Source organism: Actinoplanes sp. NPDC051861 (assembly GCF_040681145.1).
Classification (GTDB): Bacteria; Actinomycetota; Actinomycetes; order Mycobacteriales; family Micromonosporaceae; genus Actinoplanes.
Genome location: NZ_JBFAYE010000006.1, coordinates 229,678 through 256,387 on the forward strand (window position 1 = coordinate 229,678; position 26,710 = coordinate 256,387).

The 26,710-nt window shown below is 69.6% G+C and carries 25 protein-coding genes; 19 read left to right on the forward strand and 6 right to left on the reverse strand.

Annotation, left to right across the window (positions count from 1 at the left end):
- Positions 1 to 35 precede the first annotated feature (35 nt).
- The 3 genes from thrS (at position 36) to AB0M02_RS19795 (ending at position 3,780) form a co-directional block, all read left to right on the forward strand.
- A complete protein-coding gene (gene thrS, locus AB0M02_RS19785; protein ID WP_364228650.1) occupies positions 36 to 2,033 on the forward strand; it encodes a threonine--tRNA ligase in 1,998 nt (665 codons plus the stop codon).
- Between the two features lie 78 nt (positions 2,034 to 2,111).
- Positions 2,112 to 3,248 (forward strand): GGDEF domain-containing protein, encoded by a 1,137-nt coding sequence (locus tag AB0M02_RS19790; protein ID WP_364228652.1) that lies wholly within the window; start codon positions 2,112 to 2,114, stop codon positions 3,246 to 3,248.
- A 76-nt stretch (positions 3,249 to 3,324) separates the two neighbouring features.
- Entirely contained in the window at positions 3,325 to 3,780 is a 456-nt protein-coding gene (locus tag AB0M02_RS19795) for an HIT domain-containing protein (RefSeq protein WP_364228959.1), read from the forward strand.
- On the opposite strand, the gene AB0M02_RS19800 is transcribed toward AB0M02_RS19795, so the two are convergent.
- Positions 3,730 to 4,317, reverse strand: a complete 588-nt coding sequence (locus AB0M02_RS19800) for a TetR/AcrR family transcriptional regulator (protein WP_364228654.1) — start codon at positions 4,315 to 4,317, stop codon at positions 3,730 to 3,732. The two genes, AB0M02_RS19795 and AB0M02_RS19800, sit on opposite strands and share 51 nt — an antisense overlap.
- A 53-nt stretch (positions 4,318 to 4,370) precedes the next feature.
- Between AB0M02_RS19800 and AB0M02_RS19805 the strand changes: the two genes are divergently transcribed.
- Complete coding sequence (locus AB0M02_RS19805; RefSeq protein WP_364228655.1) at positions 4,371 to 5,552, forward strand: FAD-dependent monooxygenase; 1,182 nt, start codon at positions 4,371 to 4,373, stop codon at positions 5,550 to 5,552.
- Here AB0M02_RS19805 and AB0M02_RS19810 read toward each other — a convergent pair.
- The gene (locus tag AB0M02_RS19810; protein ID WP_364228657.1) at positions 5,545 to 7,701 is read right to left on the reverse strand and encodes an elongation factor G-like protein EF-G2; all 2,157 of its coding nucleotides are present in this window, start codon (positions 7,699 to 7,701) and stop codon (positions 5,545 to 5,547) included. The genes AB0M02_RS19805 and AB0M02_RS19810 overlap by 8 nt on opposite strands.
- Positions 7,702 to 7,878: 177 nt before the next feature.
- Between AB0M02_RS19810 and pgsA the strand changes: the two genes are divergently transcribed.
- The 4 genes from pgsA to AB0M02_RS19830 are packed head-to-tail and all read left to right on the forward strand — an operon-like array spanning position 7,879 to position 11,104.
- Positions 7,879 to 8,499: a phosphatidylinositol phosphate synthase gene (gene pgsA, locus AB0M02_RS19815; protein ID WP_364228659.1), complete on the forward strand. Its 621-nt coding sequence runs from the start codon at positions 7,879 to 7,881 to the stop codon at positions 8,497 to 8,499.
- Positions 8,496 to 9,362: a phosphatidylinositol mannoside acyltransferase gene (locus AB0M02_RS19820; RefSeq protein ID WP_364228661.1), complete on the forward strand. Its 867-nt coding sequence runs from the start codon at positions 8,496 to 8,498 to the stop codon at positions 9,360 to 9,362. Before pgsA ends, AB0M02_RS19820 begins: the two co-directional genes overlap by 4 nt.
- Positions 9,363 to 9,378: 16 nt before the next feature.
- Positions 9,379 to 10,533, forward strand: a complete 1,155-nt coding sequence (locus tag AB0M02_RS19825) for a glycosyltransferase family 4 protein (RefSeq protein WP_364228663.1) — start codon at positions 9,379 to 9,381, stop codon at positions 10,531 to 10,533.
- A gap of 25 nt (positions 10,534 to 10,558) precedes the next feature.
- Positions 10,559 to 11,104: a hypothetical protein gene (locus tag AB0M02_RS19830; RefSeq protein ID WP_364228665.1), complete on the forward strand. Its 546-nt coding sequence runs from the start codon at positions 10,559 to 10,561 to the stop codon at positions 11,102 to 11,104.
- Positions 11,105 to 11,467: 363 nt separating this feature from the next.
- On the opposite strand, the gene pdxS is transcribed toward AB0M02_RS19830, so the two are convergent.
- The gene (gene pdxS, locus AB0M02_RS19835; RefSeq protein WP_364228667.1) at positions 11,468 to 12,364 is read right to left on the reverse strand and encodes a pyridoxal 5'-phosphate synthase lyase subunit PdxS; all 897 of its coding nucleotides are present in this window, start codon (positions 12,362 to 12,364) and stop codon (positions 11,468 to 11,470) included.
- Between the two features lie 139 nt (positions 12,365 to 12,503).
- On the opposite strand from pdxS, the gene pdxT reads away from it, so the two are divergent.
- Together pdxT and AB0M02_RS19845 are read left to right on the forward strand one after the other, a co-directional pair.
- Positions 12,504 to 13,109, forward strand: coding sequence for a pyridoxal 5'-phosphate synthase glutaminase subunit PdxT (gene pdxT / locus AB0M02_RS19840; RefSeq protein WP_364228669.1), 606 nt, complete (start codon positions 12,504 to 12,506; stop codon positions 13,107 to 13,109).
- Positions 13,110 to 13,124: 15 nt separating this feature from the next.
- On the forward strand, positions 13,125 to 13,877 hold the full coding sequence (locus AB0M02_RS19845; RefSeq protein ID WP_364228670.1) for a YebC/PmpR family DNA-binding transcriptional regulator: 753 nt from the start codon (positions 13,125 to 13,127) through the stop codon (positions 13,875 to 13,877).
- Between the two features lie 28 nt (positions 13,878 to 13,905).
- Here the strand turns inward: AB0M02_RS19845 and AB0M02_RS19850 are convergent, their stop codons facing one another.
- Positions 13,906 to 14,445, reverse strand: coding sequence for a hypothetical protein (locus AB0M02_RS19850; RefSeq protein ID WP_364228672.1), 540 nt, complete (start codon positions 14,443 to 14,445; stop codon positions 13,906 to 13,908).
- A 97-nt stretch (positions 14,446 to 14,542) separates the two neighbouring features.
- Here AB0M02_RS19850 and ruvC point away from each other — a divergent pair, with 97 nt between their 5' ends.
- The 8 genes from ruvC (at position 14,543) to AB0M02_RS19890 (ending at position 23,834) form a co-directional block, all read left to right on the forward strand.
- Positions 14,543 to 15,070, forward strand: coding sequence for a crossover junction endodeoxyribonuclease RuvC (gene ruvC, locus AB0M02_RS19855; protein ID WP_364228961.1), 528 nt, complete (start codon positions 14,543 to 14,545; stop codon positions 15,068 to 15,070).
- A complete protein-coding gene (gene ruvA, locus AB0M02_RS19860) occupies positions 15,067 to 15,669 on the forward strand; it encodes a Holliday junction branch migration protein RuvA (protein ID WP_364228674.1) in 603 nt (200 codons plus the stop codon). The genes ruvC and ruvA overlap by 4 nt, the downstream gene beginning before the upstream one ends.
- On the forward strand, positions 15,666 to 16,712 hold the full coding sequence (gene ruvB / locus AB0M02_RS19865) for a Holliday junction branch migration DNA helicase RuvB (protein ID WP_364228676.1): 1,047 nt from the start codon (positions 15,666 to 15,668) through the stop codon (positions 16,710 to 16,712). Before ruvA ends, ruvB begins: the two co-directional genes overlap by 4 nt.
- 148 nt (positions 16,713 to 16,860) lie before the next feature.
- On the forward strand, positions 16,861 to 17,253 hold the full coding sequence (yajC, locus tag AB0M02_RS19870) for a preprotein translocase subunit YajC (RefSeq protein WP_364228678.1): 393 nt from the start codon (positions 16,861 to 16,863) through the stop codon (positions 17,251 to 17,253).
- 164 nt (positions 17,254 to 17,417) lie between these two features.
- Positions 17,418 to 19,319 carry a protein translocase subunit SecD gene (secD, locus tag AB0M02_RS19875; RefSeq protein ID WP_364228963.1) on the forward strand — a complete coding sequence of 634 codons (1,902 nt, stop codon included), beginning with the start codon at positions 17,418 to 17,420 and terminating at the stop codon, positions 19,317 to 19,319.
- 1 nt (position 19,320) lies between these two features.
- A complete protein-coding gene (gene secF, locus AB0M02_RS19880; RefSeq protein ID WP_364228680.1) occupies positions 19,321 to 20,505 on the forward strand; it encodes a protein translocase subunit SecF in 1,185 nt (394 codons plus the stop codon).
- 170 nt (positions 20,506 to 20,675) lie between these two features.
- Complete coding sequence (locus tag AB0M02_RS19885; RefSeq protein ID WP_364228682.1) at positions 20,676 to 21,239, forward strand: adenine phosphoribosyltransferase; 564 nt, start codon at positions 20,676 to 20,678, stop codon at positions 21,237 to 21,239.
- A 159-nt stretch (positions 21,240 to 21,398) separates the two neighbouring features.
- The gene (locus AB0M02_RS19890) at positions 21,399 to 23,834 is read left to right on the forward strand and encodes a bifunctional (p)ppGpp synthetase/guanosine-3',5'-bis(diphosphate) 3'-pyrophosphohydrolase (RefSeq protein WP_364228684.1); all 2,436 of its coding nucleotides are present in this window, start codon (positions 21,399 to 21,401) and stop codon (positions 23,832 to 23,834) included.
- A 319-nt stretch (positions 23,835 to 24,153) separates the two neighbouring features.
- Here the strand turns inward: AB0M02_RS19890 and AB0M02_RS19895 are convergent, their stop codons facing one another.
- A complete protein-coding gene (locus AB0M02_RS19895) occupies positions 24,154 to 25,014 on the reverse strand; it encodes a peptidylprolyl isomerase (RefSeq protein WP_364228686.1) in 861 nt (286 codons plus the stop codon).
- Between the two features lie 7 nt (positions 25,015 to 25,021).
- Positions 25,022 to 25,876, reverse strand: a complete 855-nt coding sequence (locus AB0M02_RS19900; RefSeq protein WP_364228688.1) for a peptidylprolyl isomerase — start codon at positions 25,874 to 25,876, stop codon at positions 25,022 to 25,024.
- Positions 25,877 to 26,021: 145 nt separating this feature from the next.
- Here AB0M02_RS19900 and AB0M02_RS19905 point away from each other — a divergent pair, with 145 nt between their 5' ends.
- The gene (locus AB0M02_RS19905) at positions 26,022 to 26,708 is read left to right on the forward strand and encodes an MBL fold metallo-hydrolase (RefSeq protein WP_364228689.1); all 687 of its coding nucleotides are present in this window, start codon (positions 26,022 to 26,024) and stop codon (positions 26,706 to 26,708) included.
- The last annotated feature ends 2 nt before the right edge of the window (positions 26,709 to 26,710 follow it).

Consider the following 26,710-nt stretch of genomic DNA (forward strand, 5'->3'; position numbering starts at 1 on the left):
GTGCCTAACCATCCTTTTCCGAATGGAGAATCACCGTGTCTGCACCCCGTACACCCGCTGTGGCCGACCCACTAGTCGTCCCGGCCGGGACTACGGCGGCCGACGCGGTGGCCGCCGCCGGGCTCCCGGCGCACGGGCCGAAAGCGGTCGTCGTGGTCCGTGAGGCGGACGGCCGGCTGCGCGACCTGGACTGGGCGCCGGCCGCCGACACCGAGGTGACCCCGGTCGCGATCGACGAGCCGGACGGCCTGGACGTGCTGCGCCACTCCACCGCCCACGTGCTCGCGCAGGCCGTGCAGGACGTCTTCCCGGAGGCCAAGCTCGGCATCGGCCCGCCGATCCGGGACGGTTTCTACTACGACTTCGACGTGGAGAAGCCGTTCCAGCCCGAGGACCTGACGAAGCTCGAGAAGCGGATGCAGGAGATCGTCAAGGCCGGGCAGACCTTCCGCCGCCGGGAGTACACCTCGCTGGACGAGGCCAAGGCCGAGCTGAAGGACGAGCCGTTCAAGCTGGAGCTCGTCGACATCAAGGGCGACGTGGACGAGGAGGCCGCGGCGGTCGGTGCCGGCGAGCTGACCCACTACGACAACCTGAACAGAGACGGCGAGCGGGTCTGGGGTGACCTGTGCCGCGGCCCGCACCTGCCGTCGACCCGGCTGATCCCGGCGTTCAAGCTCATGCGCTCGGCCGCCGCGTACTGGCGGGGCAGCGAGAAGAACCCGCAGCTGCAGCGGGTCTACGGCACCGCGTGGCCGTCCCGTGACGAGCTCAAGGCGTACCTCAATCGTCTTGCCGAGGCCGAGCGCCGCGACCACCGCAAGCTGGGCACCGAGCTGGACCTCTTCTCCTTCCCGGACGAGATCGGCTCCGGTCTCGTCGTCTTCCACCCGAAGGGTGGGGTGATCAAGCGCGAGATGGAGGACTACGTCCGCGCGCGGCACATCGAGGAGGGCTTCCAGTACGTCGGCTCGCCGCACATCACCAAGGAGGGCCTGTTCCACACCTCGGGCCATCTGCCGTACTACAAGGACACGATGTTCCCCCCGATGGAGCTGGAGGGGGCGAACTACTACCTCAAGGCGATGAACTGCCCGATGCACAACCTGATCTTCAGGTCGCGTGGGCGGTCCTACCGTGAGCTGCCGATGCGGCTGTTCGAGTTCGGCACGGTGTACCGCTACGAGAAGTCCGGTGTGGTGCACGGCCTGACCCGGGTGCGTGGCCTGACCCAGGACGACTCGCACTCCTACGTCACCGCCGAGCAGGCGCCGGGCGAGATCAAGCACCTGCTGAACTTCGTACGCTCGCTGCTCGACGACTTCGGCCTCGACGACTACTACCTGGAGCTGTCGACCCGCGACCCCAACAGTGACAAGTTCATCGGCTCCGACGAGCAGTGGGCCGCAGCCACCAAGGTTCTTTCCGATGTGGCTGAGGAATCGGGACTGGATCTCGTCCTCGACCCGGGTGGCGCGGCGTTCTACGGCCCGAAGATCAGTGTCCAGGCGAAGGACGCGATCGGCCGGACCTGGCAGATGTCGACGATTCAGTACGACTTCAACCAGCCGTCCCGGTTCGGCCTGGAGTACCAGGCGGCCGACGGCACCCGCCAGGAACCGGTGATGATCCACTCGGCGAAGTTCGGCTCGATCGAGCGGTTCTTCGGCGTGCTGGTCGAGCACTACGCGGGCGCGTTCCCGGCCTGGCTGGCGCCGGTGCAGGTGGTCGGTATCCCGATCCGTGACGACCACGCCGACTATCTGTCCTCGTTCGTCGACCGGCTGCGGAAGGAAGGCATTCGCGCGGAGGTGGACTACTCCACCGACCGGATGCAGAAGAAGATCCGGACCGCGCAGCAGCAGAAGATCCCGTTCATGGCGATCGCCGGTGACGACGACGTGAACGGCGGCACCGTCTCGTTCCGGTACCGCGACGGTTCCCAGCGCAACGGCGTGTCGATCGACGAGGCCGTCGCGCACGTGGCCGAGGTGGTCCGCTCGCGGACGAACATCGGGCCGTCCGCAACCTGACCGCCACCCGGCGCCGGCTCAGGTAGGGCTCCCGCCGTCCGACCTTCCTCCCGAGTTCAGTAACGGGAGGGAGGTCGCATGGTGTTCCGGCGGAGTGCGTGGGTAGCGTTCGGTGGCGCCATGTCGCTGACCGGCCTGATGCTGGTGCGCCGGGCGGTCGCCCCGGAGGCCGGGCTGCGGGAACTGCGTGCCGCGCTGGCCCGCGAGCAGGTCCTCAACGACCTCGGCACCGCGCTGCTCACCACCACCGACTCGGCCGAGGTGCACCGGCTCGCGGCCGCTGCGGCCGCCACGCTGGTCGCCGGCTGTCCCGGTGCCCGGACCGCGATCGTCCGGTTCAACCCGGGCGAGAACGAGAACTGGACGATCCTGCACGCGGCCGGCGCGGGCGCCGAGGTGGTGGCCGGTGTGCGGCTGCCCGGCGACAGCGTGCCGGACTCGCTTCGCGCCCGGCTGGCCGGTGGCGAGGTGGTCGCGGGCCCCGGGCTGACCGCGCTCGGCGTCCACGGCATGGAAGCCGTCGGCGACCGGCCGATCAGGCTGTTCCCGCTGCTCAACAACGCTCGCTTCTTCGGTGCGCTGACCGTCGGCGCGGAGACCGAACTGCCCGCCGACGTGCTCAAGTCGCTGCAGACGCTGCGTACCCAGGTGTCGCTGGCGCTGGACAGCGTGGCGCTCACCGAGGAGCTGACCCGGCGGGCCATGCACGACATGCTCACCGGGCTCGGCAACCGGGGACTGCTCTGGGACCGGATGACCGGTGCGCTGGCCCGATCTCGGCGCAGCGGCCGGTCGGTCGGCGTGCTGCTGCTCGACCTCAACGGGTTCAAGCCGGTCAACGACACGTACGGCCACGACGCGGGTGACCTGGTGCTGAAGACCGTGGCGGAGCGGCTGAAGACGTGCGTGCGTACCGAGGACACGGTGTCCCGGCTCGGCGGCGACGAGTTCGTCATCCTGGCCGAGGACCTGACCGACCTGACCGGCGCGCTGGTGATCGCCGACCGGGTGGTGCAGGCGCTGAACGAGGCGATCGTGGTGGACGGCAACGACATCGTCACGCCGGCGGCCATCGGGATCGCGTTGTCGCGGCCCGCGGACGGCCCGGACGACGTACTGCGGGATGCGGACAGCGCGATGTATGTGGCCAAGCGCCGGGGTGGCGGGTGCTACCACGTGCACGGCTCCTCGGAGACAGCCCGGGACAGCGCATAGGATTCGGTCCGTGGACAAGCAGCGGGCAGAGACGGGTGAGCCGGACGGCTTGGAGCGGCTCTGGACGCCGCACCGGATGGCCTACATCACCGGCGAGGCCCGGCCCGAGGGCTGCCCGTTCTGCCTGGCGCCGGGCCTACCGGAGCAGGACAGCCTGGTGGTGGCCCGAGGCGATCTCGTTTTCACGGTGCTGAACCTGTATCCGTACAACCCCGGCCACCTCATGGTCTGCCCGTACCGTCATGTCGCCGACTACACCGAGCTCACCGAGGAGGAGACGGTGGAGGTGGCGGCGTACACCCGGCTGGCGATGCGGGTGATCCGCTCGATCAGCAGCCCGCACGGCTTCAACATCGGGATGAACCAGGGTGCGATCGCCGGCGCCGGCATCGCCGCCCACCTGCATCAGCACATCGTGCCCCGGTGGGGCGGCGACGCGAACTTCATGCCGGTGATCGGCCGGACCAAGGTGCTCCCGCAGCTACTGACCGACACCCGCGACATGCTGCTGAAGGCCTGGCCCGCCGCTTAACGCTCGGACACCCGCGACGATCTCCTCGGCGGACGGCGCCGTATCCGGGTCGGTGAGCCACTGGGTGAGCACTCCCGACATCAGGGCCATCTGCGCCGATCCGACCGTGCGCACCGTCGCCTCGTCGAGCTCCGCCTCGGGAACGCCGGTGACCAGGGACGCCATGCCGCGCCGGCCCTCCTGCAGGCCGCCGGCGAGCTGAGCGCGCAGGTCCGGGTTGTGCTCGGCCTGGATCATCACCTCGACGCTGGCCAGCCAGAGCTCGCGGTGCGATCGGATCGAGTCGATCACCCGGCGCCAGAAGTCGACCGGGTCTCCGCCGGCGCCACCGAGCGCGTGGCCGATGGTGTCGCCCCACTCCTCGATCGCGCTGAGCATCGCGGCGGTCATCAGCGCCTTGGTCGAGCCGTAGTGATAGCCGATCGAGGCCAGGTTCGTGCCCGAGGCGGCCACGATGTCGCGCGCGGTGACCTGTGCGTACCCCTTCTCGAAGAGCGCGCGCTTGGCGCCTGCCAGCAGATCTTCCCGGTGACCCATGATGCGCATCCTAACTTCTATACAAACGTATAAGACGTTTGTATAGTCGATGCATGACGAACTCAAAGGTCCTGATCTCAGGTGCGGGTGTGGCGGGTCCGGCGCTGGCGTTCTGGCTGCGCCGGGCCGGGTGGGACGTCACGGTGGTCGAGCGGGCGCCGGCTTTGCGGGAGGGCGGTTACAAAGTTGATGTACGCGGCGCGGGCACCACCGTCCTGAAGCGGATGGGGCTGCACGAGGCCGCCCGGGAGCGCGACACCGGGATGCGCCAGGTCACCTACGTCCGGCGCGACGGCCGGAAGATCGCTTCGCTCCCCGCCGACCTGCTGATGGGGCGGCGTGGCGACGACTTGGAGATCATGCGGGGTGACCTGAGCCGGATATTCCACGACGCCACCGCCGATGTGGAGTACCGGTTCGGCGACGCCATCGCCGCCCTGGACGACGGTGCCGACGGTGTCGGCGTGACCTTCGAGAGCGGCCGCGCCGAGCGGTTCGCGTTCGTGGTCGCCGCCGACGGCCTGAACTCGTCGACCCGCCGGGCGGTGTTCGGTGAGGTGCCGCTGCGGCACCTGGGTGCGTACATCTCGATCTTCTCGGTGCCCAACGAGCTCGGGCTCGACCACGAGGAAGTGATGTACACCGAGCCGGGCCGGCTGATTTTCGCGTACGCTATGGGTCCTGAAAAATCCGGAAAGGTCGGACTGACCTTCGCCTCGGAACCGCTGTCCTATGACCGCCGTGACGTGACCGCCCAGAAGGACCTGGTCCGTGCCGCTTTCGCGGGGCGCGGATGGCGCAGCGACGACTTCCTGTCCGCGATGGACGCGGCCGACGACTTCTACTTCGACTCGCTCAGCCAGGTCGAGCTGCCGAGCTGGTCGTCCGGCCGGGTGGTGCTGCTCGGCGACGCGGCCCACTGCCCGTCACCGTCGTCGGGTCAGGGCACCAGCCTGGCCCTCGTCGGCGCCTATGTGCTGGCCGACGAGCTGGCGAAGGCGGACGGCGATGTCACCGCCGCCTTCGCCGCCTATGAGCGCGTCATGCGGCCCTATGTGGAGCAGAACATGACCTTCGGCCGCAAGATGGCCAAGGACATGGTCCCGGCCAGTCGGCTCTCGATCGCCTTCCGCAACTACGGCATGCGCACCCTGCGGTTCCACCCGCGCAAGGAGCAGGTGATCGACAGGGTGCTCGCGCCGATGTACGCGGCGGCGAACGCGATCGCTATCTAGCCGCGGCGTGTTCCTTTCGTACGGCGTCGGCGAGGTGGGCGGGCATCGGTTCGTGCCGGATGTAGTGGCGGGTGAACGTGCCGGTGCCCGAGGTGATCGCGCGCAGCTCCACCGCGTACCGGACCAGCTCGGTCGCCGGCACCTCGGCTCGGACGAGGCTGCCGTCACCTCCGGACTCGCTGCCCAGGGGGCGGCCACGCCGGCCCGAGAGGTCGCTCATCACCGCGCCGACGTAGGCGTCGGGGACGCGTACCTCGATCTCGTCGACCGGCTCCAGAAGCGTGATCTGCCCGCCCTCGGCCGCGGCGCGCAGCGCCTGCGCGCCGGCCGTCTGGAACGCGGCGTCCGACGAGTCCACACTGTGCGCCTTGCCGTCGTAGAGCGTGACCTTCAGGTCGACGACCGGGTAACCGGCCGCCAGACCGCGCTCGAGCTGGGCGCGGACACCCTTCTCCACCGAGGGGATGTAGTTGTGCGGCACCGCGCCACCGACCACCTTGTCCACGAACTGGAAGCCCTCGCCACGCGGCAGCGGCTGCACCTCGATGTCGCAGACCGCGTACTGGCCGTGGCCGCCGGACTGCTTCACGTGCCGCCCGTGGCCCTTCGCGCCGGCACCGAACGTCTCCCGCAGCGCCACCTTGACCGGCTCGGTGTCCAGCTCGACACCGCCGGACCGCAGCCGGTCCAGGACCACGTCGGCGTGCGACTCGCCCATCGTCCAGAGCACCAGCTGGTGCGTCTCGGCGTTGCGTTCCAGCCGCAGCGTCGGGTCGCCGGCCACCAGACGGCCCAGGTTCTTGGCGAGGTTGTCCTCGTCGGAGCGGGTCTTCGCCACGACCGCGATCGGCAGCAGCGGCTCGGGCATCCGCCACGGCTCCATCAGCAGCGGATCGTCCTTGCTGGAGAGCGTGTCACCGGTCTCCGCGCTGCCCGACTTGGTGATCGCGCAGATGTCGCCGGCGACGGCCTGCGGCACCTCGCGCAGCTGGGCGCCGAGCGGGGAGTAGACGTGGGCCACCCGCTCGTCGGCGTCGTGGTCGGGGTGGCCGCGCTCGGCCATGCCGTGCCCGGAGACGTGCAGTGTCTGATCCGGGCGCAGGGTGCCGGAGAAGACCCGGACCAGCGAGACCCGGCCGACGTGCCGGTCGATCGTGGTGCGGACCACCTCGGCGACCAGCGGGCCGGCCGGGTCGCAGGTGAGCGGCGGCCGGGGTGAGCCGTCGGTGCCGGTGACCACCGGCAGGTCGTGCTCCAGCGGCGACGGCGCGCCGTTGACCAGGCCGTCGAGCAGCGCGTCCAGCCCGACGCCGGTGCCCGCGCAGACCGGGATGACGGGGTAGAAGTTGCCCCGGGCGACCGCCTTCTCCAGGTCCGGCACCAGGGCGTCGGTGTCGATCAGCTCGCCGCCCAGGTAACGGTCCATCAGGGTCTCGTCCTCGCTCTCGGCGATGATCCCCTCGATGAGCGTGTTCCGGTCGTCGGCGATCGGGTTGAGGTGCTCGGGCTCGGCCTCGCCCGCCCGCGGCGGATAGCCGTCGGAGTAGTCCAGCACCCGGAGCGTGACCAGCCCGAGCAGGCCCACGATCGACTGGCCGTCGTCGCCGAGCATCGGCTGGTAGATCGGCATCACGTTCTCGCCGAACGCGTCCTGGCAGTCCTGCAGGGTCTGCTCGTAGTCGGCGCGCGGATGGTCGAGCCGGGTGATCGCCACGGCGCGGGGCATGCCGACGGCGGCACACTCCTCCCAGAGCGCCACTGTCGAGTCGTCCACGCCGTCGACCGCGGAGACGACGAAGAGCGCGGCGTCGGCGGCCCGCAGGCCGGCCCGCAGCTCCCCGACGAAGTCGGCGTATCCGGGGGTGTCGAGCAGATTGATCTTCACGTCCTGGTGCGTCAGCGGCGCGCAGGCCAGCGCCACCGAGCGCTGCTGCCGTATCGCCGCCGGATCGTGATCGGTGACCGTGGTGCCGTCGGCGACGGTGCCCGTCCGCGGGATCGAACCCGTGGCGGCGAGGAGCGCCTCGACCAGGGTTGTCTTCCCGGAACCGGAATGGCCGACCAGCACCACGTTGCGCACTCTGCCGGGGTCTGTCACCACCGGCGCGGTGGCGCCGGCAAGTCCCTTCTCCGAAGTCTTCTGCGCCATGCCGGACGCTCCTGTCGTTTCAGTTCTGTTACGCCGCTGTTCTGCAAATCCCACACCCGGGCCTGTTGTGGCCGCAAGGACCTTCAACCCCTTAAACCTGCCGGATGGTGACGATCCGGCCAACCCAGGCCCCGGACGATGCCACCGCTGGTCGCACGCCGTTATGGTGGGACGGCCATGGCAAAGATCGTTCAATCGACGGCAAGAGCCGTCGTCGCATATGTGGTCGACCCGACCGCACGTTTCCTGCTCCGGGTCGGCGTCTCACCCAACGCCGTGACCGTCGCCGGCACCGTCGGTGTGCTGATCGGTTCGTATTTCGGTGCACAGGGACACCTGTTCTGGGGCACCGTGATCGTAACCGCCTGCGCCCTTACGGACGCGCTCGACGGCACAATGGCCCGCATCCGGGGAGGATCCGGCAAGTTCGGGGCACTCCTCGACTCGTCCATGGACCGGATCGCCGACGGCGCGGTCTTCGGCGCGGTCACGTATTACCTGGCCACCGAGGGCAACCCGTACGGCGGTGTGGTCGCCGCTCTGATCAGCCTGGTCTTCGGGCAGGTCGTGTCGTACGTGAAGGCCCGCGCGCAGAGCCTCGGCCTGAACGCGGACGTGGGCATCGCCGAGCGGCTGGAACGGCTGCTCATCGTCGGCGTCGGCGGACTGCTCGGCGCGGCCGGACTCGAGTGGGGCCTGCCCGCCGCGCTGTGGGTGCTCGCCGCACTCTCCGTGGTCACCGCGTTCCAGCGGCTCATCCACGCCGGGCGCACCGAGCCGAAGGTGCCGTCGGCGTGAAGGACCGGCTCATCGAGTTCGGCTACGCCGCCGGATGGCGGGTGGTCCGCGCACTGCCGCTGCCCGTCGCCCGCGCGCTGTTCCGCACGGTCGCCGACCGCGCGTACCGGAGCAACGGCCCGGCCACCCAGCGGCTGCGGCGCAACCTGCGGCAGGTCGCCGGGGCCGACATGCCGGACACACTGGTCCGGGACGGCCTCCGCTCGTACGCCCGGTACTGGATGGAGGCGTTCCGCCTTCCGTCGCAGACCCGCCGGCAGTTCCTCGACGGCTTCTTCATGGTTCCGGAGAGCTACCAGCAGCTGAAGAAGGCGGTCGCCGACGGCCGGGGCGTCATCCTCGCCCTGCCGCACGTGGCGAACTGGGACGTCGCCGGCGCGTGGGTGGTCTCCCACGACTGGCCGATGATCACGGTCGCCGAGCGGCTCAAGCCGGAGGGCGTGTTCGAGGCGTTCCTGGAGTACCGGGAGAAGCTCGGCATGAAGGTGCTGCCGCTGACCGGTGGCGAGCGCCCGCCCCTCGACGTGCTCGGCGAGCACCTGGAGAAGGGCTGGGTGGTGGCGCTGCTCGGCGACCGGGACCTGTCCCGCTCCGGGGTCGAGGTCGAGTTCTTCGGCGGGCGGACACGGATGCCCGGGGGACCGGCGATCCTGGCGATCCGGACCGGCGCGCCGATCTTCGCGGTCGACCTCTGGTTCGACGAGAAGCGCACGATGGCACGGATGCGGCCGATCACTCCGCCGGTTTCCGGCCCGCTCGACGAGCGGGTGAAAAGCACCACTCAGCAGCTCGCGGACGCGTATGCGGCCGGTATCGCCGACCACCCGCAGGACTGGCACATGCTCCAGAAGCTCTGGCTCTAGGGTTTTGGGGGGAACTGTGCGGATCGGGATCGTCTCGCCCTACTCGTTCGACATCCCGGGCGGTGTGCAGAACCACATCATGGACCTGGCGGAGGCGCTGATCGGCCTCGGTCACGAGGTGAGCGTGCTGGCGCCGGCCGACGACGACGCCGAGCTTCCCGGCTATGTGGTCTCGGCGGGGCGCGCGGTGCCGCTGCCGTACAACGGGTCGGTCGCCCGGATCGCGTTCGGCCCGGTCTCCACGGCACGGGTGCGCCGGTGGCTGGCCAAGGGGAAATTCGACGTCCTGCACGTGCACGAGCCGATCTCGCCGAGCCTGTCGTTCCTGGCCGTGGTGTCCGCGCGCGGCCCGGTCGTCGCCACCTTCCACACCGCGATGACCAGGTCGCGGGCACTGTCGGCCGCGCAGACGTTCGTGCAGCCGGTGATCGAGAAGATCACCGCACGGATCGCGGTCAGCGAGCTCGCCCGCAAGGTCCAGGTCGAACACCTCGGTGGCGGCGCGGTGGAGATCCCCAACGGGGTGGCGGTGCGCAAGTTCGCCTCGGCTGCGCCATTGCCCGGATGGCCCGGCCAGGGTGGTGCGCTGGGCTTCCTGGGCCGATTCACCGAGCCGCGCAAGGGCTTCCCGCTATTGCGTACGGCGTACGTGTCACTCGCCCGTTCCCGGCCGGACCTGCGCCTGCTCGTGGCCGGACCCGGCGACCGTGAGGAGTTGTACGAGGACATCCCGCCCGACCTGCACGATCGGGTGGAGTTCCTGGGTCTCGTATCGGAAGCGGACAAGGCCCGGATGCTGCGCAGCGTCGACATCTATGTGGCGCCGAACACCGGCGGCGAGAGCTTCGGCATGATCCTGACCGAGGCGATGGCCGCCGGCGCCGCCATCGCCGCCAGTGATCTGGACGCCTTCCGTCGCGTCCTTGACGGCGGCCGGGCCGGTGCCCTGTTCCCCACCGGCGACGCGGCCGCCCTGACCACCCTGCTGGGCGAACTCCTCGACGACCCGGCACGGCGGGCCGACCTGGCGTCCTGCGCCCGGGTCGCCGTCGCCGCGTTCGACTGGCCCAGCGTGGCCAACCGGGTCCTCGAGGTGTACGCCACCGCGATCGAGGCCACCGACGGTCGCGTTTTCGACGACGAGTGGGCGGAGCCCGGTAAGGGCACGTAACAGTGCGACACAATCCAGCACTACGATGCCCCGCATGTGGTGGGTGGTGGGAGTCGTCGTGCTGGCCGCGATCTTCTCGGCGTACCTCGGCTGGACCGCTCAGCGTGTGGAGCGCCTGCACATGCGAGCCCAGTCGGGCGAGCGAGCCCTCGACGCCCACCTGATGCGCCGCGCCGCGGCCGCCGCGGTGGTCGCCGAGCAGAACGAGTCCGTGGAGCTCTACGCCGCGGCCCGCCTGGCCCTCGACGCCGAACCCGGCGACCGCGAGTCCGCCGAGAACGACCTGACGCGCCAACTCCAGACCGTCGACCTGGACCCCACCGACCCGGCGGCCCGCACACTCATCGCCACCAGCCGCCGGGTGGTCCTGGCCCGCCAGGTGCACACCGACCTGGTCCGCGACGCGCTGAGCGCCCGCCGCCGCGTCCTGGTCCGGCTTCTGGGCCTCAACCGGCGCTACCCCCGGCCCGAATACTTCGACATCGTCGAACCGATCCTGCCGGACCTGCCCCCCGCCCTGCCGACACCCACACACCCACCCAAGGGCGTCCTACCAACAGCCCCCGTCTAACCCCTCCATTGCGTGTGGAGTTCGGCCCTCATACGCACCTCAACTCCACACGCCAGGTTGCCGCCTTCGCGTGTGGAGTTCGGCCGTCATGCGCACCTCAACTCCACACGCCGGGTTGCTGCCTTTGCGTGTGGAGTTCGGCCGTCATGCGCACCTGAACTCCACACGCCGTCGGGTTGCTGTCTTTGCGTGTGGAGTTCGGCCGTCATGCGCACCTGAACTCCACACGCCGTCGGGTTGCAGCTTTTGCGTGTGGAGTTCGGCCGTCATGCGCACCTGAACTCCACACGCCGTCGGGTTGCTGCCTTTGCGTGTGGAGTTCGGCCCTCATGCGCACCCGAACTCCACACGCTGGGTTTGGGGTTACCAGCCGCGTTCGGAGAGGCGGTGGGGGACGGGTTCGTCTTCGACGTTGATGCCGACCATGGCTTCGCCGAGGCCGCGCGAGACCTTGGCGAGGACGTCGGGGTCGTCGTGGAAGGTGGTGGCCTTGACGATGGCGGCGGCGCGCTCGGCGGGGTTGCCGGATTTGAAGATGCCGGAGCCGACGAAGACGCCCTCGGCGCCGAGCTGCATCATCATGGCGGCGTCGGCGGGTGTGGCGATGCCGCCGGCGGTGAAGAGGACGACCGGGAGTTTGCCGGCCTCGGCCACCTCCTTGACCAGCTCGTACGGTGCCTGGAGTTCCTTGGCGGCGACGTAGAGCTCGTCTTCGGGGAGAGTCTGGAGGCGGCGGATCTCGGCGCGGATCTTGCGCATGTGCGTGGTGGCGTTGGAGACGTCGCCGGTGCCGGCCTCGCCCTTGGAGCGGATCATGGCGGCGCCCTCGGTGATGCGGCGCAGTGCCTCGCCCAGGTTGGTGGCGCCGCAGACGAAGGGGACGGTGAACTGCCACTTGTCGATGTGGTTGGCGTAGTCGGCGGGCGTGAGGACCTCGGACTCGTCGACGTAGTCGACGCCGAGCGACTGCAGGACCTGGGCCTCGACGAAGTGGCCGATGCGGGCCTTGGCCATCACCGGGATGGAGACCGCGCTGATGATGCCGTCGATCATGTCGGGGTCGGACATGCGGGAGACGCCGCCCTGTGCCCGGATGTCGGCCGGAACCCGCTCCAGCGCCATGACAGCGACGGCGCCCGCGTCCTCGGCGATCTTCGCCTGGTCGGGGGTGACCACGTCCATGATCACGCCACCCTTGAGCATCTCCGCCATGCCGCGCTTCACGCGGGCGGTTCCGACGGCGGGCTGGTTCTCAGACATGGGATTCGGCTCCTAGTGCGGTGTTCTGACGACGAGTGCGGGGTTTCGACAATCGGGATCGTACGAAGCCGCGCGGCGGCCTCCGATAGCCAATCGACCTCCCGGTGGCCTGCATTACCCCGAGAAATACAGTTGGGGCGTGAACATCGGAGTGCTGGCCCTGCAGGGCGACGTGCGAGAACACCTGTCCGCGCTGGCCGAGTCGGACGTGCTGGCCCGGCCGGTGCGCCGCCCGGAGGAGCTCGCCGACGTCGAGGGCCTGGTGATCCCGGGCGGCGAGTCGACCGCGATCAGCAACCTGGCGGTGTCGTTCGGGCTGCTCGACCCGATCCGCAAGCGCATCGCCGACGGGATGCCGGTCTACGGCTCCTGCGCCGGCATGATCATGCTGGCCGCGACGGTGCTGGACGGGCGGCCGGACCAGGAGTCGTTCCAGGGCATCGACATGACGGTGCGGCGCAACGCGTTCGGCCGGCAGGTCGACTCGTTCGAGGCGGCGGTCACCATCGACGAGGTTGAGGGCGGCGATTTTCACGCGGTCTTCATCCGCGCGCCGTGGGTCGAGGAGGTCGGCGAAGACGTGCGGGTGTTGGGGCGCGTCAAGGACGGGCCCGCCGCCGGTAGGATTGTCGCTGTTCGGCAGGGGAACCTGCTCGCCACGGCTTTCCACCCGGAGCTGACCGGCGACCTTCGCGTCCACCGGTACTTCGTCGAGATGGTCCGCCAGGCCGCACCCGTACGGTAGACACGGAGGTTACGCATGTCCGGCCACTCCAAGTGGGCGACGACCAAGCACAAGAAGGCCGTCATCGACGCCAAGCGCGGCAAGATGTTCGCGAAGCTGATCAAGAACATCGAGGTGGCGGCGCGGACCGGCGGTGGCGATCCGGCTGGTAACCCCACGCTCTACGACGCCATTCAGAAGGCGAAGAAGTCCTCGGTTCCGAACGACAACATCGATCGCGCCGTCAAGCGTGGCTCCGGCCTGGAGGCCGGCGGCGCCGACTGGCAGACGATCATGTATGAGGGCTACGGCCCGAACGGCGTGGCGATCCTGATCGAGTGCCTCACCGACAACCGGAACCGGGCGGCCACCGAGGTGCGCACCCGGCTGACCCGCAACGGCGGCACGTTCGCCGACGCCGGAAGCGTGTCGTACCTGTTCAACCGCAAGGGCGTGGTGATCGTCCCGAACGGTGAGCTCTCCGAGGACGACGTGATGCTCGCCGTGCTCGACGCGGGCGCCGAGGAGATCAACGACCTGGGCGACAGCTTCGAGGTGGTCAGCGAGCCGACCGACCTGGTGGCCGTGCGGACGGCGCTGCAGGGTGCGGGCATCGACTACGACTCGGCGGAGTCCTCGCTGGTGCCGACGATGACCGTGCCGCTGGACGAGGAGGCGGCCCGCAAGGTGTTCAAGCTGATCGACGTCCTCGAGGACTGCGACGACGTGCAGAACATCTACGCCAACTTCGACATCTCCGACGAGGTCATGGCGGCGATCGACGCGTGAGGCGCGGAGCGGGGGCGCGAGCCCCCGCTCAGTATCCGCCGGTGCTCAGCGACGAGAAGTACTGCAGCATGCCGCCGATGAGCAGCACCGCTCCGGTGACGCGCCACAGGACCAGGCGCCACTGATTGCGGCGCCACGCGTGCACCCAGGCGATCTCCGCGTCGGCCAGCGCGTCCAGGGATGCTCTCACCGTGCCGTCGATGACCGCGGCCTTGCGCAGCGCCAGGCTGCCCCCGCCCGGCGGGACAAAACCGATATAAGGGTCGAATGGTCTCAGCACCCGGACCTCGACCTCGTAGACCTGATCCTCTCTCCACTGCGCGGCTCGCGCGGAGAGGCGCTTGCGCAGGTAGGCGCCGGCGGCGTCGGACCCGGTCAGCCGCCCCCACCAGCGCAACCGGCGCCAGTGCCCGGCCACATCGATGAGCACGTCCGTGAAGATCGCGGACGACACGGCGTCGCCGCCGGTCAGGCGGGCTGACTCGGCGCGCAGCGAGCGCGCGTGCACGGCGACGAAATTGACGAAGCCCTCTGGCGGCTCGTCGTCCATCGGCGGGATGAGGTACATGGCTACCTCCCGCACCCATCGTCGAGGCGTGTCGGCGGCGGGCGCAAGTGTGCGGCGTATTAGGGTGTCGAACACACGTACGCGAGGGGAGGCCGTGGTGCGCGTGCTCGGCATCGACCCGGGGTTGACCCGGTGCGGCGTGGGCGTCGTCGAAGGGGTGCCGGGGCGGCCGGGCAAGCTGATCGGCTACTACGTGGTCTACACCGATCCGGACGACGACATCTCGTTGCGGCTGCTGCGCCTGGACACCGAGCTGAGCGCGCTGGTCGCCGAGCACAAGCCGGAGAGCGTGGCGGTGGAGCGGGTGTTCTCGCAGCACAACGTGCGGACGGTGATGGGCACGGCGCAGGCCAGCGCGGTCGCCGTGCTGGCCGGGGCGCGGGCCGGGCTGCCGGTGCAGACGTACACCCCGAGTGAGGTGAAGGCCGCCGTGACCGGATCCGGGACGGCGGGGAAGGCGCAGGTCACCGCCATGGTCACCCGCCTGCTGGGCCTCGACGCGCCACCCCGGCCGGCGGACGCGGCGGACGCGCTCGCTCTCGCCATCTGCCACATCTGGCGCGGGGGCACCCGTGCGAAGATCCAAGCCGCGGCGATCGCCGCCGCCCGCAGGAGCAGCCGATGATCGCCAGCGTGCGCGGTGTGGTCACCGCGATGTTTCCGGACAGTGCCGTCGTCGAGGTGGGCGGCGTGGGCATGCGGGTGCTCTGCGCGCCGAACACGCTCGCCTCGCTGCGCACCGGCGCCGAGGCCCGGCTGGCGACGAGCCTGATCGTGCGGGAGGACTCGCTCACTCTCTACGGGTTCGCGGACGACGACGAAAGGCAGCTCTTCGAGCTGCTTCTGACGGCAAACGGCGTCGGACCTCGCATCGCGCAGGCGGTGCTCGCGGTCCACAACCCCGATTCGGTACGCCGCGCGATCGCCGGCGGAGATCTGGCCGCGTTGACTCAGGTCCCCGGGATCGGCAAACGCGGCGCCGAGAAACTCGTCGTGGAGCTCAAGGACAAGATCGGCCCGGTGGCGATCGGTGACACCGGCTCGGCCGCCCTGCTCGCCGGTGCCTGGCAGGAACAGGTCCGCCAGGGCGTGCTCGCGCTCGGCTGGACGGCGTCGCAGGCCGACCAGGCGGTGGCCGCGGTCGCCGAGACGATCGACGGCGAGGCGCCGCCGGTGCCGTTGCTGCTGCGCCAGGCGATCAGGCTGCTGGGCAAAACTCGATGAACGAGGAAATCGTCTCCCCGTTTGCTGAGGACGAGGAGCTGGACGCCGAGGCGACTGTACGGCCACGGCGGCTGGCCGACTTCATCGCACAGCACAGAGTGCGGGACCAGCTCGAACTGCTGCTCAAGGGCGCGATGGGCCGGGGCACCCCGCCGGATCACATCCTGCTCTCGGGGCCGCCCGGCCTCGGCAAGACGACCCTGGCGAACATCGTGGCGGCCGAGCTCGGCACCGGGATCCGGACCACCAGCGGTCCGGTGATCGAGCGGTCCGGTGACCTGGCGGCGATCCTGACCGGGCTCGCGCCCGGCGACGTGCTGTTCATCGACGAGATCCACCGGATCGCGAAGCCGGCCGAGGAGCTGCTCTACAGCGCCATGGAGGACTTCCGGGTCGACGTGGTGGTCGGCAAGGGCCCGGGCGCGACCGCGATTCCGCTCGACGTGGAGCCGTTCACGCTGGTCGGCGCGACCACCCGGGCCGGTCTGCTGTCCGGGCCGATGCGTGACCGGTTCGGCTTCGTCGCGCATCTGGACTTCTACTCGCCCGCCGACCTGGACGCGCTGCTGCACCGTTCGGCGCGGATCCTCGGTGTGCCGATCACCCCGGAGGGCGCGGCGGAGATCGCCGGGCGCTCGCGCGGCACGCCGCGTATCGCGAACCGGCTGCTGCGCCGGGTGCGCGACTTCGCCGAGGTCCGTGCGGACGGCGTGGTCACCGAGGAGGTCGCCAAGGCGGCGCTTCAGGTGTACGACGTGGACGGCCTGGGCCTGGACCGGCTGGACCGGGCGGTGCTGCGCGCCCTGATCGAGTCGTTCAAGGGTGGCCCGGTCGGACTTTCCACGCTCGCAGTTGCGGTTGGTGAGCAATCGGACACGGTCGAGGAGGTGTGTGAGCCGTTCCTCGTGCGTGCCGGGCTGCTCGCGCGGACACCCCGGGGGCGGGTGGCGACCGAGGCTGGATGGGCTCATCTGGGGAAGACACCGCCACAAGACGGGCGGGCAGGCGTTTTCCAGGGTGACCTGTTCGCCCGGGACGCCTGATTATCCCTCGTGATGTGAACGTGACGTGTGCCGCATTCGTTATCTCAAGGTTGACCTATTAGACTCGCCGCCGTTCCAACCGGAATCTGCATATCGCCCCCTGGCGCCCGCCACCCGTCGCGCCGGCGGCTTACGGAAGGCTTTTTTCGTGCCACAGGCAGCTGAGCAAGCGAGCGGCGGCAATTTCTCGTTCTTGCTGATCCTCGTCCTTCTCTTCGGGTTCATGTACTTCGTCATGATCCGCCCGCAGCAGAAGCGGCGCCGCGAGGCTCAGGAGATGCAGAACTCCCTCGGTCCGGGCGACGAGATCGTCACGATCGGCGGGCTGCACGGCACGGTCGTCCTGGCCGACGCCGACGTGGTGACCCTGGAGATCGCGCCCGACGTGCAGGTCCGGTTCGCGCGCCCGGCGATCGCCCGCGTCGTGCACAAGGCAGGCGACACCATCCCCGAGCCGGACGTCGAGCCGGCCGACGACGAGACCGTCGTGGACGAGCCGCAGAGCCCGGTCGTCGAGAACCGCGCCAACAAGCAGGACTGAGAACCGCATAGACACCCCCCGGGCCGGTCCGCAGCACCTAGCGGGCCGGTCCGTCTGGCCGCCGTCAAACCGTCGACGCCGGTAACCGATCGAACACGCCGCGCCCCACGCGCGGCCGTAGCGCAGGGAGACCCAACGCCGTGGCACGACCACCACAGGGACAGATGCATCCTGGACGGCAACTCGCCGTGCTCGGTCTGGTCTTCGTCGTCCTGTATCTGCTCGTCTTCTTCGCCGGCGGCGCGAAGGGCAGCTTCTCCGACCGCCTCGAGCCGAAGCTCGGCCTCGACCTGGTCGGCGGCACCCAGGCCACGTACATCGCCTCGCAGCTCGGTGAGCCTCCGACTCAGGAGGCCATGGAGACCGCGAAGGAGATCATCGAAAGCCGCGTGAACGCGCTCGGCGTCTCCGAGGCCGAGGTGGTGATCCAGGGCAACAACACCATCGTCGTCTCGCTCGCCGGTGAGGCCGACGACCAGCTCAAGGATCTCTCGCAGGCCGCCAACATGCGGTTCCGGCTTCTCACCGGTGTGACCGGTGACGTCGCGGAGAGCGCGGTCAACCCGGCGTCCCCGTCGGCCGCACCGTCGGCCAGCGGCGCACCGTCGGCCGCGCCGTCCGCCGGCGCCTCGGCACCGGCGACCAGCGGCAGCGCCCCGGCCGTCGAGCCGGCCCCGTCGACCGGTGGCCAGGGTGGCGGCGCGCCCGCGCCGAGCACCGAGCCGTCCGCGTCGGCCTCCGCGGAGGCTCCCGCGCCGTCCGCCTCGGCCGCCGCGCCCGCGCCGCAGACCGCCGACCAGAAGGCGCTGCTCGCCGAGGTCAAGAAGAAGATCGGTGCGGACCTCTGGACCACGGCCGAGAAGCTGACCGCTCCGGTGGACCTGACCACCGACCCGAAGGCGGGCCTGCCGTTCAAGGCGTTCTCCACGCTGACCGGCCCCGAGGTCGCGGTGCTCACGCCGGCCATGCAGTTCAACGTGCCGACGGTCAGCTGCAAGCAGCTCAACACGCGGCCGAACGGCTCGATCGACGACATCAACTCGCAGGTGGTGGCCTGCTACGAGGGTGGCGCCAAGGTCATGCTGGACAAGGCGGAGGTGGTCGGTGACGACATCGCCAACGCCAGCCCGCAGATCGACCAGCAGACCAGCCAGTCGGTGGTCTCGCTCGACTTCAAGGCTGAGGGCCAGAAGAAGTGGACCGAGCTGACCCGCAAGGCGTTCAACGCGACGCAGAGCGACCCGTGCTTCGTGGCGGTCTCCTCGCTCTACGGCTCGGCCGAGCACTGCGCCGTCGCCGTGGTCCTGGACAAGGAGATCCTCTCCGCGCCGCAGATCCAGGGCGTGCTCAGCGGTCAGTCGCAGATCACCGGTGACTTCACGCCGGTCACCGCGAAGAAGCTCGCCGACCAGCTGAAGTTCGGTGCCATCCCGGTCAACTTCGAGGCCGGCCCGATGCAGACGATCTCCGCGACGCTGGGCCTGCAGCAGCTCGAGGCGGGTCTGCTCGCCGCCGCGATCGGCATGGGCCTGGTCGCGGTGTACGCGTTCTTCTACTACCGCCTGCTCGGCTCGGTCATCTTCCTGAGTCTCGGCCTGTCCGCGCTGCTCACCTTCGGCGCGCTGGTCTTCCTCGGCCGGACGATGGGCTTCACCCTGACCCTGGCGGGTATCGCCGGTTTCATCGTGTCACTGGGTGTCGCGGCGGACTCGTTCGTCATCTACTTCGAGAGATTGAAGGACGAGATCCATGAGGGCCGGACGCCACGCAGTGCCGTGCCCCGGGCATGGCAGCGGGCCCGCCGGACGATCATCTCGGCGAACACCATCACGATCCTCTGTGCCGCGGTGCTCTACATCGTGTCGATCGGCGCGGTGCAGGGCTTCGCGTTCGCGATGGGTCTTTCGGTGATCCTCGACCTGCTCGTGGTGTTCCTCTTCCGTCACCCGATCATGACGATGTTCGCCAACACCAAGGCGTTCATGTCGCCGCGGGTCAGCGGCCTGGGCCGCGTCCTGCGCACCCAGTCCGAGGAGCCCACCTCCTCGCGCGTGAAGGAGGCCTGACATGGCCCGTCCCGGTCTCGCCACTCGCCTTTACCAGGGCGAGGCGAACATCAACATCGTGGGCCGCCGGAAGGTGTGGTTCGCCGTCGCGGCCGCGATCGTGGTCATCTCGATCGGCAGCTTCATCGTCCGAGGCTTCGAACTGGGTATCGAGTTCGCCGGTGGCACCTCGTTCACCATCCCGGCGACCACGGCCGAGGGCACGCTCACGCAGACCGAGGCGCAGGAGGCGGTCGAGCGGGCAGTCCAGTCCGTCGACCCGGCGGCCGAGGTCACCGCGGCGCAGAAGGTCGGCAACGGGGCTGACGCCAGCTACACGGTCCGCGCCTCGGCGCTGTCCCCGGCGGAGGCCGAGCAGGCCAAGGCGGCGCTGGTCGAGGACCTCGGTGTGCCCGCCGAGGACGTCAGCGACAACCAGGTCTCCGCGGCCTGGGGCGGCGCGGTCACCGAGAAGGCCGTGCTCGGTCTGATCATCTTCCTGGTGCTCGTGGTGGCATACCTGATCGTGCGGTTCGAGTGGCGGATGGCGGTCGCGGCCCTGCTGTCGCTGCTGCTCGACCTGGTGCTGACGGCCGGCGTCTACTCGCTGGTCGGCTTCGAGGTCACGCCGTCCACGGTGATCGGCTTCCTGACGATCCTCGGTTACGCGCTGTACGACGTGGTGGTGGTCTTCGACAAGGTGCAGGAGAACACCCGCGGCATCACCGCGGGCAGCTCGCGCACATACTCCGAGGCGACGAACCTCGCGGTCAACCAGACCCTGATGCGGTCGCTGAACACCGGCCTGGTGGCGCTGCTGCCGGTCGGTGGCCTGCTCTTCATCGGTGCCGGCCTGCTCGGCGCGGGGACCCTGAAGGACCTCGGCCTGGTGCTCTTCGTCGGCATGGGCTTCGGCGTCATCTCGTCGATCGTGTTCGCGGCGCCGGTGCTGAGCGCGCTCAAGGACCAGGAGCCGAAGATCAAGGCGCACACCGCCCGGGTCCTGGCCCGTCGTCAGCAGCGGTCCAGCGACGTCGCGCCGAAGGGCGAGCGGACCCGGCCGGCGAACGCGACCGAGTCCGACGAGGCGTCGGTGCTGGCCGGCAGCGCACCGCGGCCGGGCGCCCGCCCGACCGCCAAGCGCAACACCACGAACCGCGGCGGCGGGGCCGGCAACCGGCCCAGCGGCGGCGGCAAGCGGCGCTGACAGCGAGACCTCGGTTTCCGGTCGGCGGCGGCGGTGAGCGGCGCTGACAGCGAGACCTCGGTTTCCGGTCGGCGGTAGCGGTAAGCGGCGCTGACAGCGAGATCCCGGCGACGGCCCGCCACCTCCTCGGGTGGCGGGCCGTTCCCGTGCCAGGCGCTAGGCTGTCCGCCGTGACTAGCGAGAACTCTGACGTGACCGGGGACAGCGGGCCGGGGCTGGCCGCGCTGGTCGCGAGCGGCACCGTGGACGTGCCGGACTTCCCCAAGCCGGGGATCCTCTTCAAGGACCTGATGCCGCTGTTCGGCGACGGCGCCACGTTCCGGAAGGTCGTCGACGGGATCGTCGGCCACTACGGGGCGGACTCGTTCGACGTGGTGGCCGGGGTGGAGGCGCGCGGCTTCGTGGTGGCGGCCGCCGTCGCGTACGCGACCGGGACCGGTGTGGTGCCGGTGCGCAAGGCCGGCAAGCTGCCGCGACCGGCCTTCAGCGCGACGTACGCGCTGGAGTACGGCGAGGCCACCCTGGAGGTGAGCGAGGACGCGTTCACGGCCGGGCAGCGGGTCCTGGTGGTCGACGACGTGCTGGCCACCGGCGGCACCGCGGCCGCGACCATGGACCTGGTCGAGCAGGCCGGCGGGGTGATCGCCGGATTCACGGTGCTCATGGAGCTGGGTTTCCTCGACGGGCGCAAGCGGCTCGAACCACGCGGCGTGCACGCGCTGCTGACCGTTTGATCCGTCTTCGATGTTCTTCGCCCGGTGGGGCCTGCTTATTCGTAGGTTCGGCCGGGTCACTGGGTAAGGCGGTGCGGGTAGGATGGGCGTTCCAAGGTGACCAACCCTGGCTCAGACGGTTCTGGCAGATCAGTTCCTGGCGAAGGCGTGAGGAGGCCGGTGTCCAGCGACGTCGCCCCTCCGGCGGAGGGCACGGTGCAGCCGACCCACAACTCGCGGACCGGTTCGGGCGAGGCGACGCCCGGCGATCAGGCCCGCGCCGACGACAAGGCCGTCGGTGATCCGGATTCCACCCAACCCCTGACTCCCGCGGACGAGCCGAGCGGTTTCGGCCTGGCCAGCGCGCCCACCGGGCGCCGGGTGCGTGCCCGGCTCGCCCGGTTCAACGCGCCATGGCAGAGCACGCAGGTCAGCGAGGTCCTCGAGCCGCTGATCGCGACACACCGGGCCAGCCACCCCAAGGCCGACGCGCGCGCCCTGCAGAAGGCGTTCGACGTCGCCGCCCGCTGGCACTCGGGGCAGTATCGGAAGTCCGGCGATCCGTACATCACGCATCCGCTCGCGGTGGCGACCATCCTCGCCAACCTCGGGATGGACACCACCACGCTGGTGGCGGCGCTGCTGCACGACACGATCGAGGACACCGACTACTCGCTGGAGAACATGCGCAACGACTTCGGCGCCGAGGTGGCGCTGCTGGTCGACGGCGTGACGAAACTCGACCGGGTCAAGCTCGGTGACGCGGCCAAGGCGGAGACGATCCGCAAGATGGTCGTGGCGATGGCCAAGGACCCGCGCGTCCTGGTGATCAAGCTGGCCGACCGGCTGCACAACATGCGGACGCTGACCTTCCTGCCCCGCGCCAAGCAGGAGCAGAAGGCCAAGGAGACCCTGGAGATCCTGGCTCCGCTGGCACACCGGCTCGGTATGAACACGATCAAGTGGGAGCTGGAGGATCTGGCCTTCGGCACCCTGTTCCCCAAGCGGTTCGAGGAGATCAACCGGCTGATCGGGGAGCACCAGCCGCAGCGTGAGGCGCTGCTGCGCCAGGTGACCAACCGGGTCTCACTCGACCTGAAATCGGCCAAGATCAAGGCGGAGACCACCGGCCGGCCCAAGCATCTGTACTCGATCTATCAGAAGATGATCGTGCGGGGCCGCGACTTCAACGACATCTACGACCTGGTCGGCGTGCGCATCCTGGTCGACACGGTCCGCGACTGCTACGCCGCGCTGGGCGTCATCCACGCGAACTGGCAGCCGGTGCCGGGCCGGTTCAAGGACTACATCGCGATGCCGAAGTTCAACATGTACCAGTCGTTGCACACGACGGTCATCGGCCCGACCGGCAAGCCGGTCGAGATGCAGATCCGCACGTTCGCGATGCACCGCACGGCGGAGTTCGGCATCGCCGCACACTGGAAGTACAAGGAGCAGAAGGGCGCGACGATCGTCGGCCCGCCGGCGCACATCGACGAGATGACCTGGCTGCGGCAGCTGCTCGACTGGCAGCGTGAGGCGAGCGACCCGTCCGAGTTCCTGGACGCGCTGCGGTTCGACCTTTCCAGCCAGGAGGTCTACGTCTTCACGCCGAAGGGCGACGTCATCCCGCTGCCGACCGGCTCCACGCCGGTGGACTTCGCCTACGCCGTGCACACCGAGGTTGGGCACAAGTGCATCGGCGCGCGGGTCAACGGCAAGCTGGTGCCCCTCGAATCGACGCTCTCCAACGGCGACGTGATCGAGATCTTCACGTCGAAGTCGAACACGGCCGGGCCGACGCAGGACTGGCTCGGCTTCGTCAAGAGCCCGCGCGCCCGGACGAAGATCCGGCAGTTCTTCAACAAGGAGCGCCGCGAGGAGGCGATCGAGGACGGCAAGGACGCGATCGTCAAGGCGATGCGCAAGCAGGGCCTGCCCCTGCAGCGCATGCTGACCAGTGAGAACCTGACGACGATCGCCCGTGACCTGCACCTTGCCGACGTGGCCTCGCTGTACGCGGCGGTGGGGGAGAGCACGGTCTCCGCGCAGTCGGTGGTGGCGAAACTCGTCGCCGGTTTCGGCGGCGAGGAGGGCGCGGTCGAGGACATCGCCGAGACCGCCGTGGCGACCCGGCCGCCGCGCAACCGCAGCAGCGCCCAGGACCCGGGCGTCGTGGTGAAGGGCGTGTCGGACGTCTGGGTGAAGCTGGCCCGCTGCTGCACCCCGGTGCCCGGCGACGCGGTCTTCGGCTTCGTCACCCGCTCCGGCGGCGTGAGCGTGCACCGGGAGGACTGCGCGAACGCTCAGGACCTGCGCGAGCAGAACGAGCGGGTGGTCGAGGTCAGCTGGAAGCCGACGTCGGCGTCCACGTTCCTGGTGGCTATTCAGGTGGAGGCGCTCGACCGGCACAAGCTGCTGGCGGACGTGACCCGGGTGCTGTCCGAGGAGCGGGTGAACATCCTGTCCGCGACGGTTACCACAACGCGGGATCGGGTGGCGGTCAGCCGGTTCACGTTCGAGATGGCCGATCCCAAGCACCTGGGGCATCTGGTGGCGGCCGTTCGCAAGGTTGACGGGGTGTTCGACGCTTATCGGGTCACGTCTGGCGCCTGACTCGGCGGTGGTCCCGGGGCCGGGGTGGGCCGGGGTGTGGGTGGAAGAGCGGGGCCGTAGGGGGAGACCCGCGGCGAGATGGCGCCGGGCATGGGTGAAGAGCCGGGCCGTGGGGAGAGACCTGCGGCGAGATGGCGCCGGGCCGAGGTAGTGCCGGGGCTGGGTGTGGGAGAAGGTCGGCCACGACGTGGCGCGAGAGGGGCGCTGCGGCCCTGCGCCGCGATGAGGTCGCGGGTCCGGCTGGGTAGAGCGGGATTGTCCCGTACCGATGCATGAAAAAGGGCGACCCCTGACGAGGTCGCCCTTTCTCGCGAAGGTCTCAGGAGACGGTCATGGTTTTGATCGTCAGTTCCTTCTTCGGGTGGCCGCCGCCGGGGCCGGACTTGAACGCGCCGTCGTCGCCCGCCTTGACCACGTCGCGGACGATGTCGAGGCCCTTGGTGATCGTGCCGAGCAATGTGTAGTTCGGCGGGAGCTGGGTGTCCTCGGAGCAGATGAAGAACTGGCTGCCGGTGCTGTTGGGCTGTCCGGTGTTGGCCATCGCGATCGAACCCGCGGGGTACGGCTTCTCGGTGTCGGTCGGCAGGTTCTCCTCGGCCATGGTGTAGCTGGGGCCGCCCTGACCGTCGGTCTCGCGGTAACCCTTGCCGGTGGCGAACGGGTCGCCGCACTGCAGGACCTTGAAGCTCGCCTCGTTGACCAGGCGGTGGCACTTGGAGTTGTCGAGGAACTTCTTCTCGGCCAGGTGCTTGTAGCTGGCGCCGGTGCAGGGCGCCTTGGTCAGGTCGATCGTCGCCTGGATCTGGCCAAGGCTGGTGTCGAACGTCAGCGTGCTGGTGCCGACGTTCGCCGCGTTGGCCGGGGGCAGGCCGACGTCCTTGACCTTGCCGCCGGCGGCCGGGTCAGCCGGTGTCCAGGTGCAGGCGACGGTGCCGGCCTGTGGCCCGGCCGCGGCGTCCTTGTCGTCGTCCTTCTGCAGCGCGTTAACGATCCAGACGGCCGCGCCGGCGATCACCACGACCGCGAGGGCCGAGCCCCAGATCGCCTGCTGGCGGCGGCGCTTCTTGGCGGCCGTGGCGCGCTCGGCCATCTCCTTCTCGAGCCGGGCCCGCGCCGCCGCGCGCTGCCGGTCCTTGATCGACGACACGGTGTTCTCCCTGCTGCTGTCTGTCTCTGCCATCACGAACTCACGACTGGGCGCCGGCCGACGGGGCCGCGGACGCGGTCCCGCCGACGGTCAGGCTCTGAATGGTGATCTTCTCCTTGGGCGTGACCTTGTCACCGGTCGCGTTCTCCCCGGTGGTGATCTTGGCGATCTTGTCCAGGGTGTCCTGGCCGCCGGTCACCTGACCGATGATCGAGTACTGCGGTTGGGCCGGCGCGAAGTCCTTCAGGAAGATCAGGAACTGGCTGCCGTTGGTGCCCGGTGGGTTGCCGATCAGCGCCACCGTGCCCTTGGGGTAGTGCACCGTCTTGTCGGCGGCGGCGCTGGCGCTCGGCGACGGCTCGGGGGCGGTCGGGACGTTCTCGTCATAGAAGCTGTACGTCGGCCCGCCGTTGCCGGTGCCGCTCGGGTCACCACAGCGCAGCGCGCCCTCGGTGGTGATCTCGTGGCAGTCGGTGTTGTCGAAGAACTTCTTGCCGGCCAGGTAGGTCATGCTGGCGGCGGCACACGGCGCGCTGCCCACATCCAGGCTCGTCACGATCGGCGCACCCTGGTTGGTGGTGACCGTCATGGTCTCCGTGCCGGTCTCCGGCAGGTCCTTGGTGGGCGGAGTGCCGACGTCCTTGAGGTCGGGGTTGCTCGTCGTGTTCTGCGGCGTCCACAGGCAGATGTCGCCGGCGGTGGTCTCGGTGGACTCCTCGCCGTCGAACGCGCCGCCGATCCAGGCGCCGCCGGCCGCGATGAGCAGCACAGCCAGGGCGATGCCGACACCCGCCGAGAGCCGGCGACGGCGACGTTCCTTCTCGGCCCGGCGGGCCAATTGCCGGTCGAATTTCGCGCGCGCGAGCTTGCGCTGCCGGTCCCTGCTGGAAGCCACCGAACGCTGTCCCTTCCTGTGCGTGTCAAGGGGTGCGGCACGCCACACGCCCGCAAGAGTGTACGGGTACCCGCTGAGAAAGTGGTGTGCGGCCGTCCGGCTAGGCTCGTTACGATTCGTACCCGATTCAGAGAGGTCCGTCATCGTGCTCGTCACCGGCTTCGAGGCTGACGCCTTCGGCACCAACTGTTACGTGGTGGCCGCGGCTCCGGGCGAGCAGTGCCTGATCATCGACCCGGGCATCGGTGTGATCGACCGCCTCGATCAGGTGCTGGCCCAGCACCGGCTGCACCCCGCGGCCGTGCTGCTCACGCACGGGCACCTGGACCACACCTTCTCCGTCGCGCCGGTCTGCGGCGCTCGCGGCATCACGGCGTACGTGCACCCCGCCGACCGCGAGATGCTGGCCGACCCCGCCAAGGGACTCAGCACGGACCTGAACGCGCTGTTCGGCGGCCGCATTCAGTATTCGGAGCCGGACGACGTCGCCGAGCTGACCGACGGTGCCGTGCTGACGCTGGCCGGTGTCGAGATCACCGTCGACCACGCGCCTGGCCATACCGGCGGGTCGGTGCTGTTCCGCCTGCCGGGCGACGCGTCGGAGGATGTCTGCTTCTCCGGTGACGTGCTGTTCGCGGGGTCCATCGGGCGCACCGACCTGCCGGGCGGCAGCACGCCGACGATGATGAACAGCCTGCGGGACAAGATCCTGCCGCTGGCCGACGACACCGTCGTGCTGCCCGGCCACGGACCGGCCACCACCATCGGCCGTGAGCGCGCGTCAAACCCGTACCTGCGGGAGCTGATCGCCGCGCCCGGCCGTGGTCTCTGATT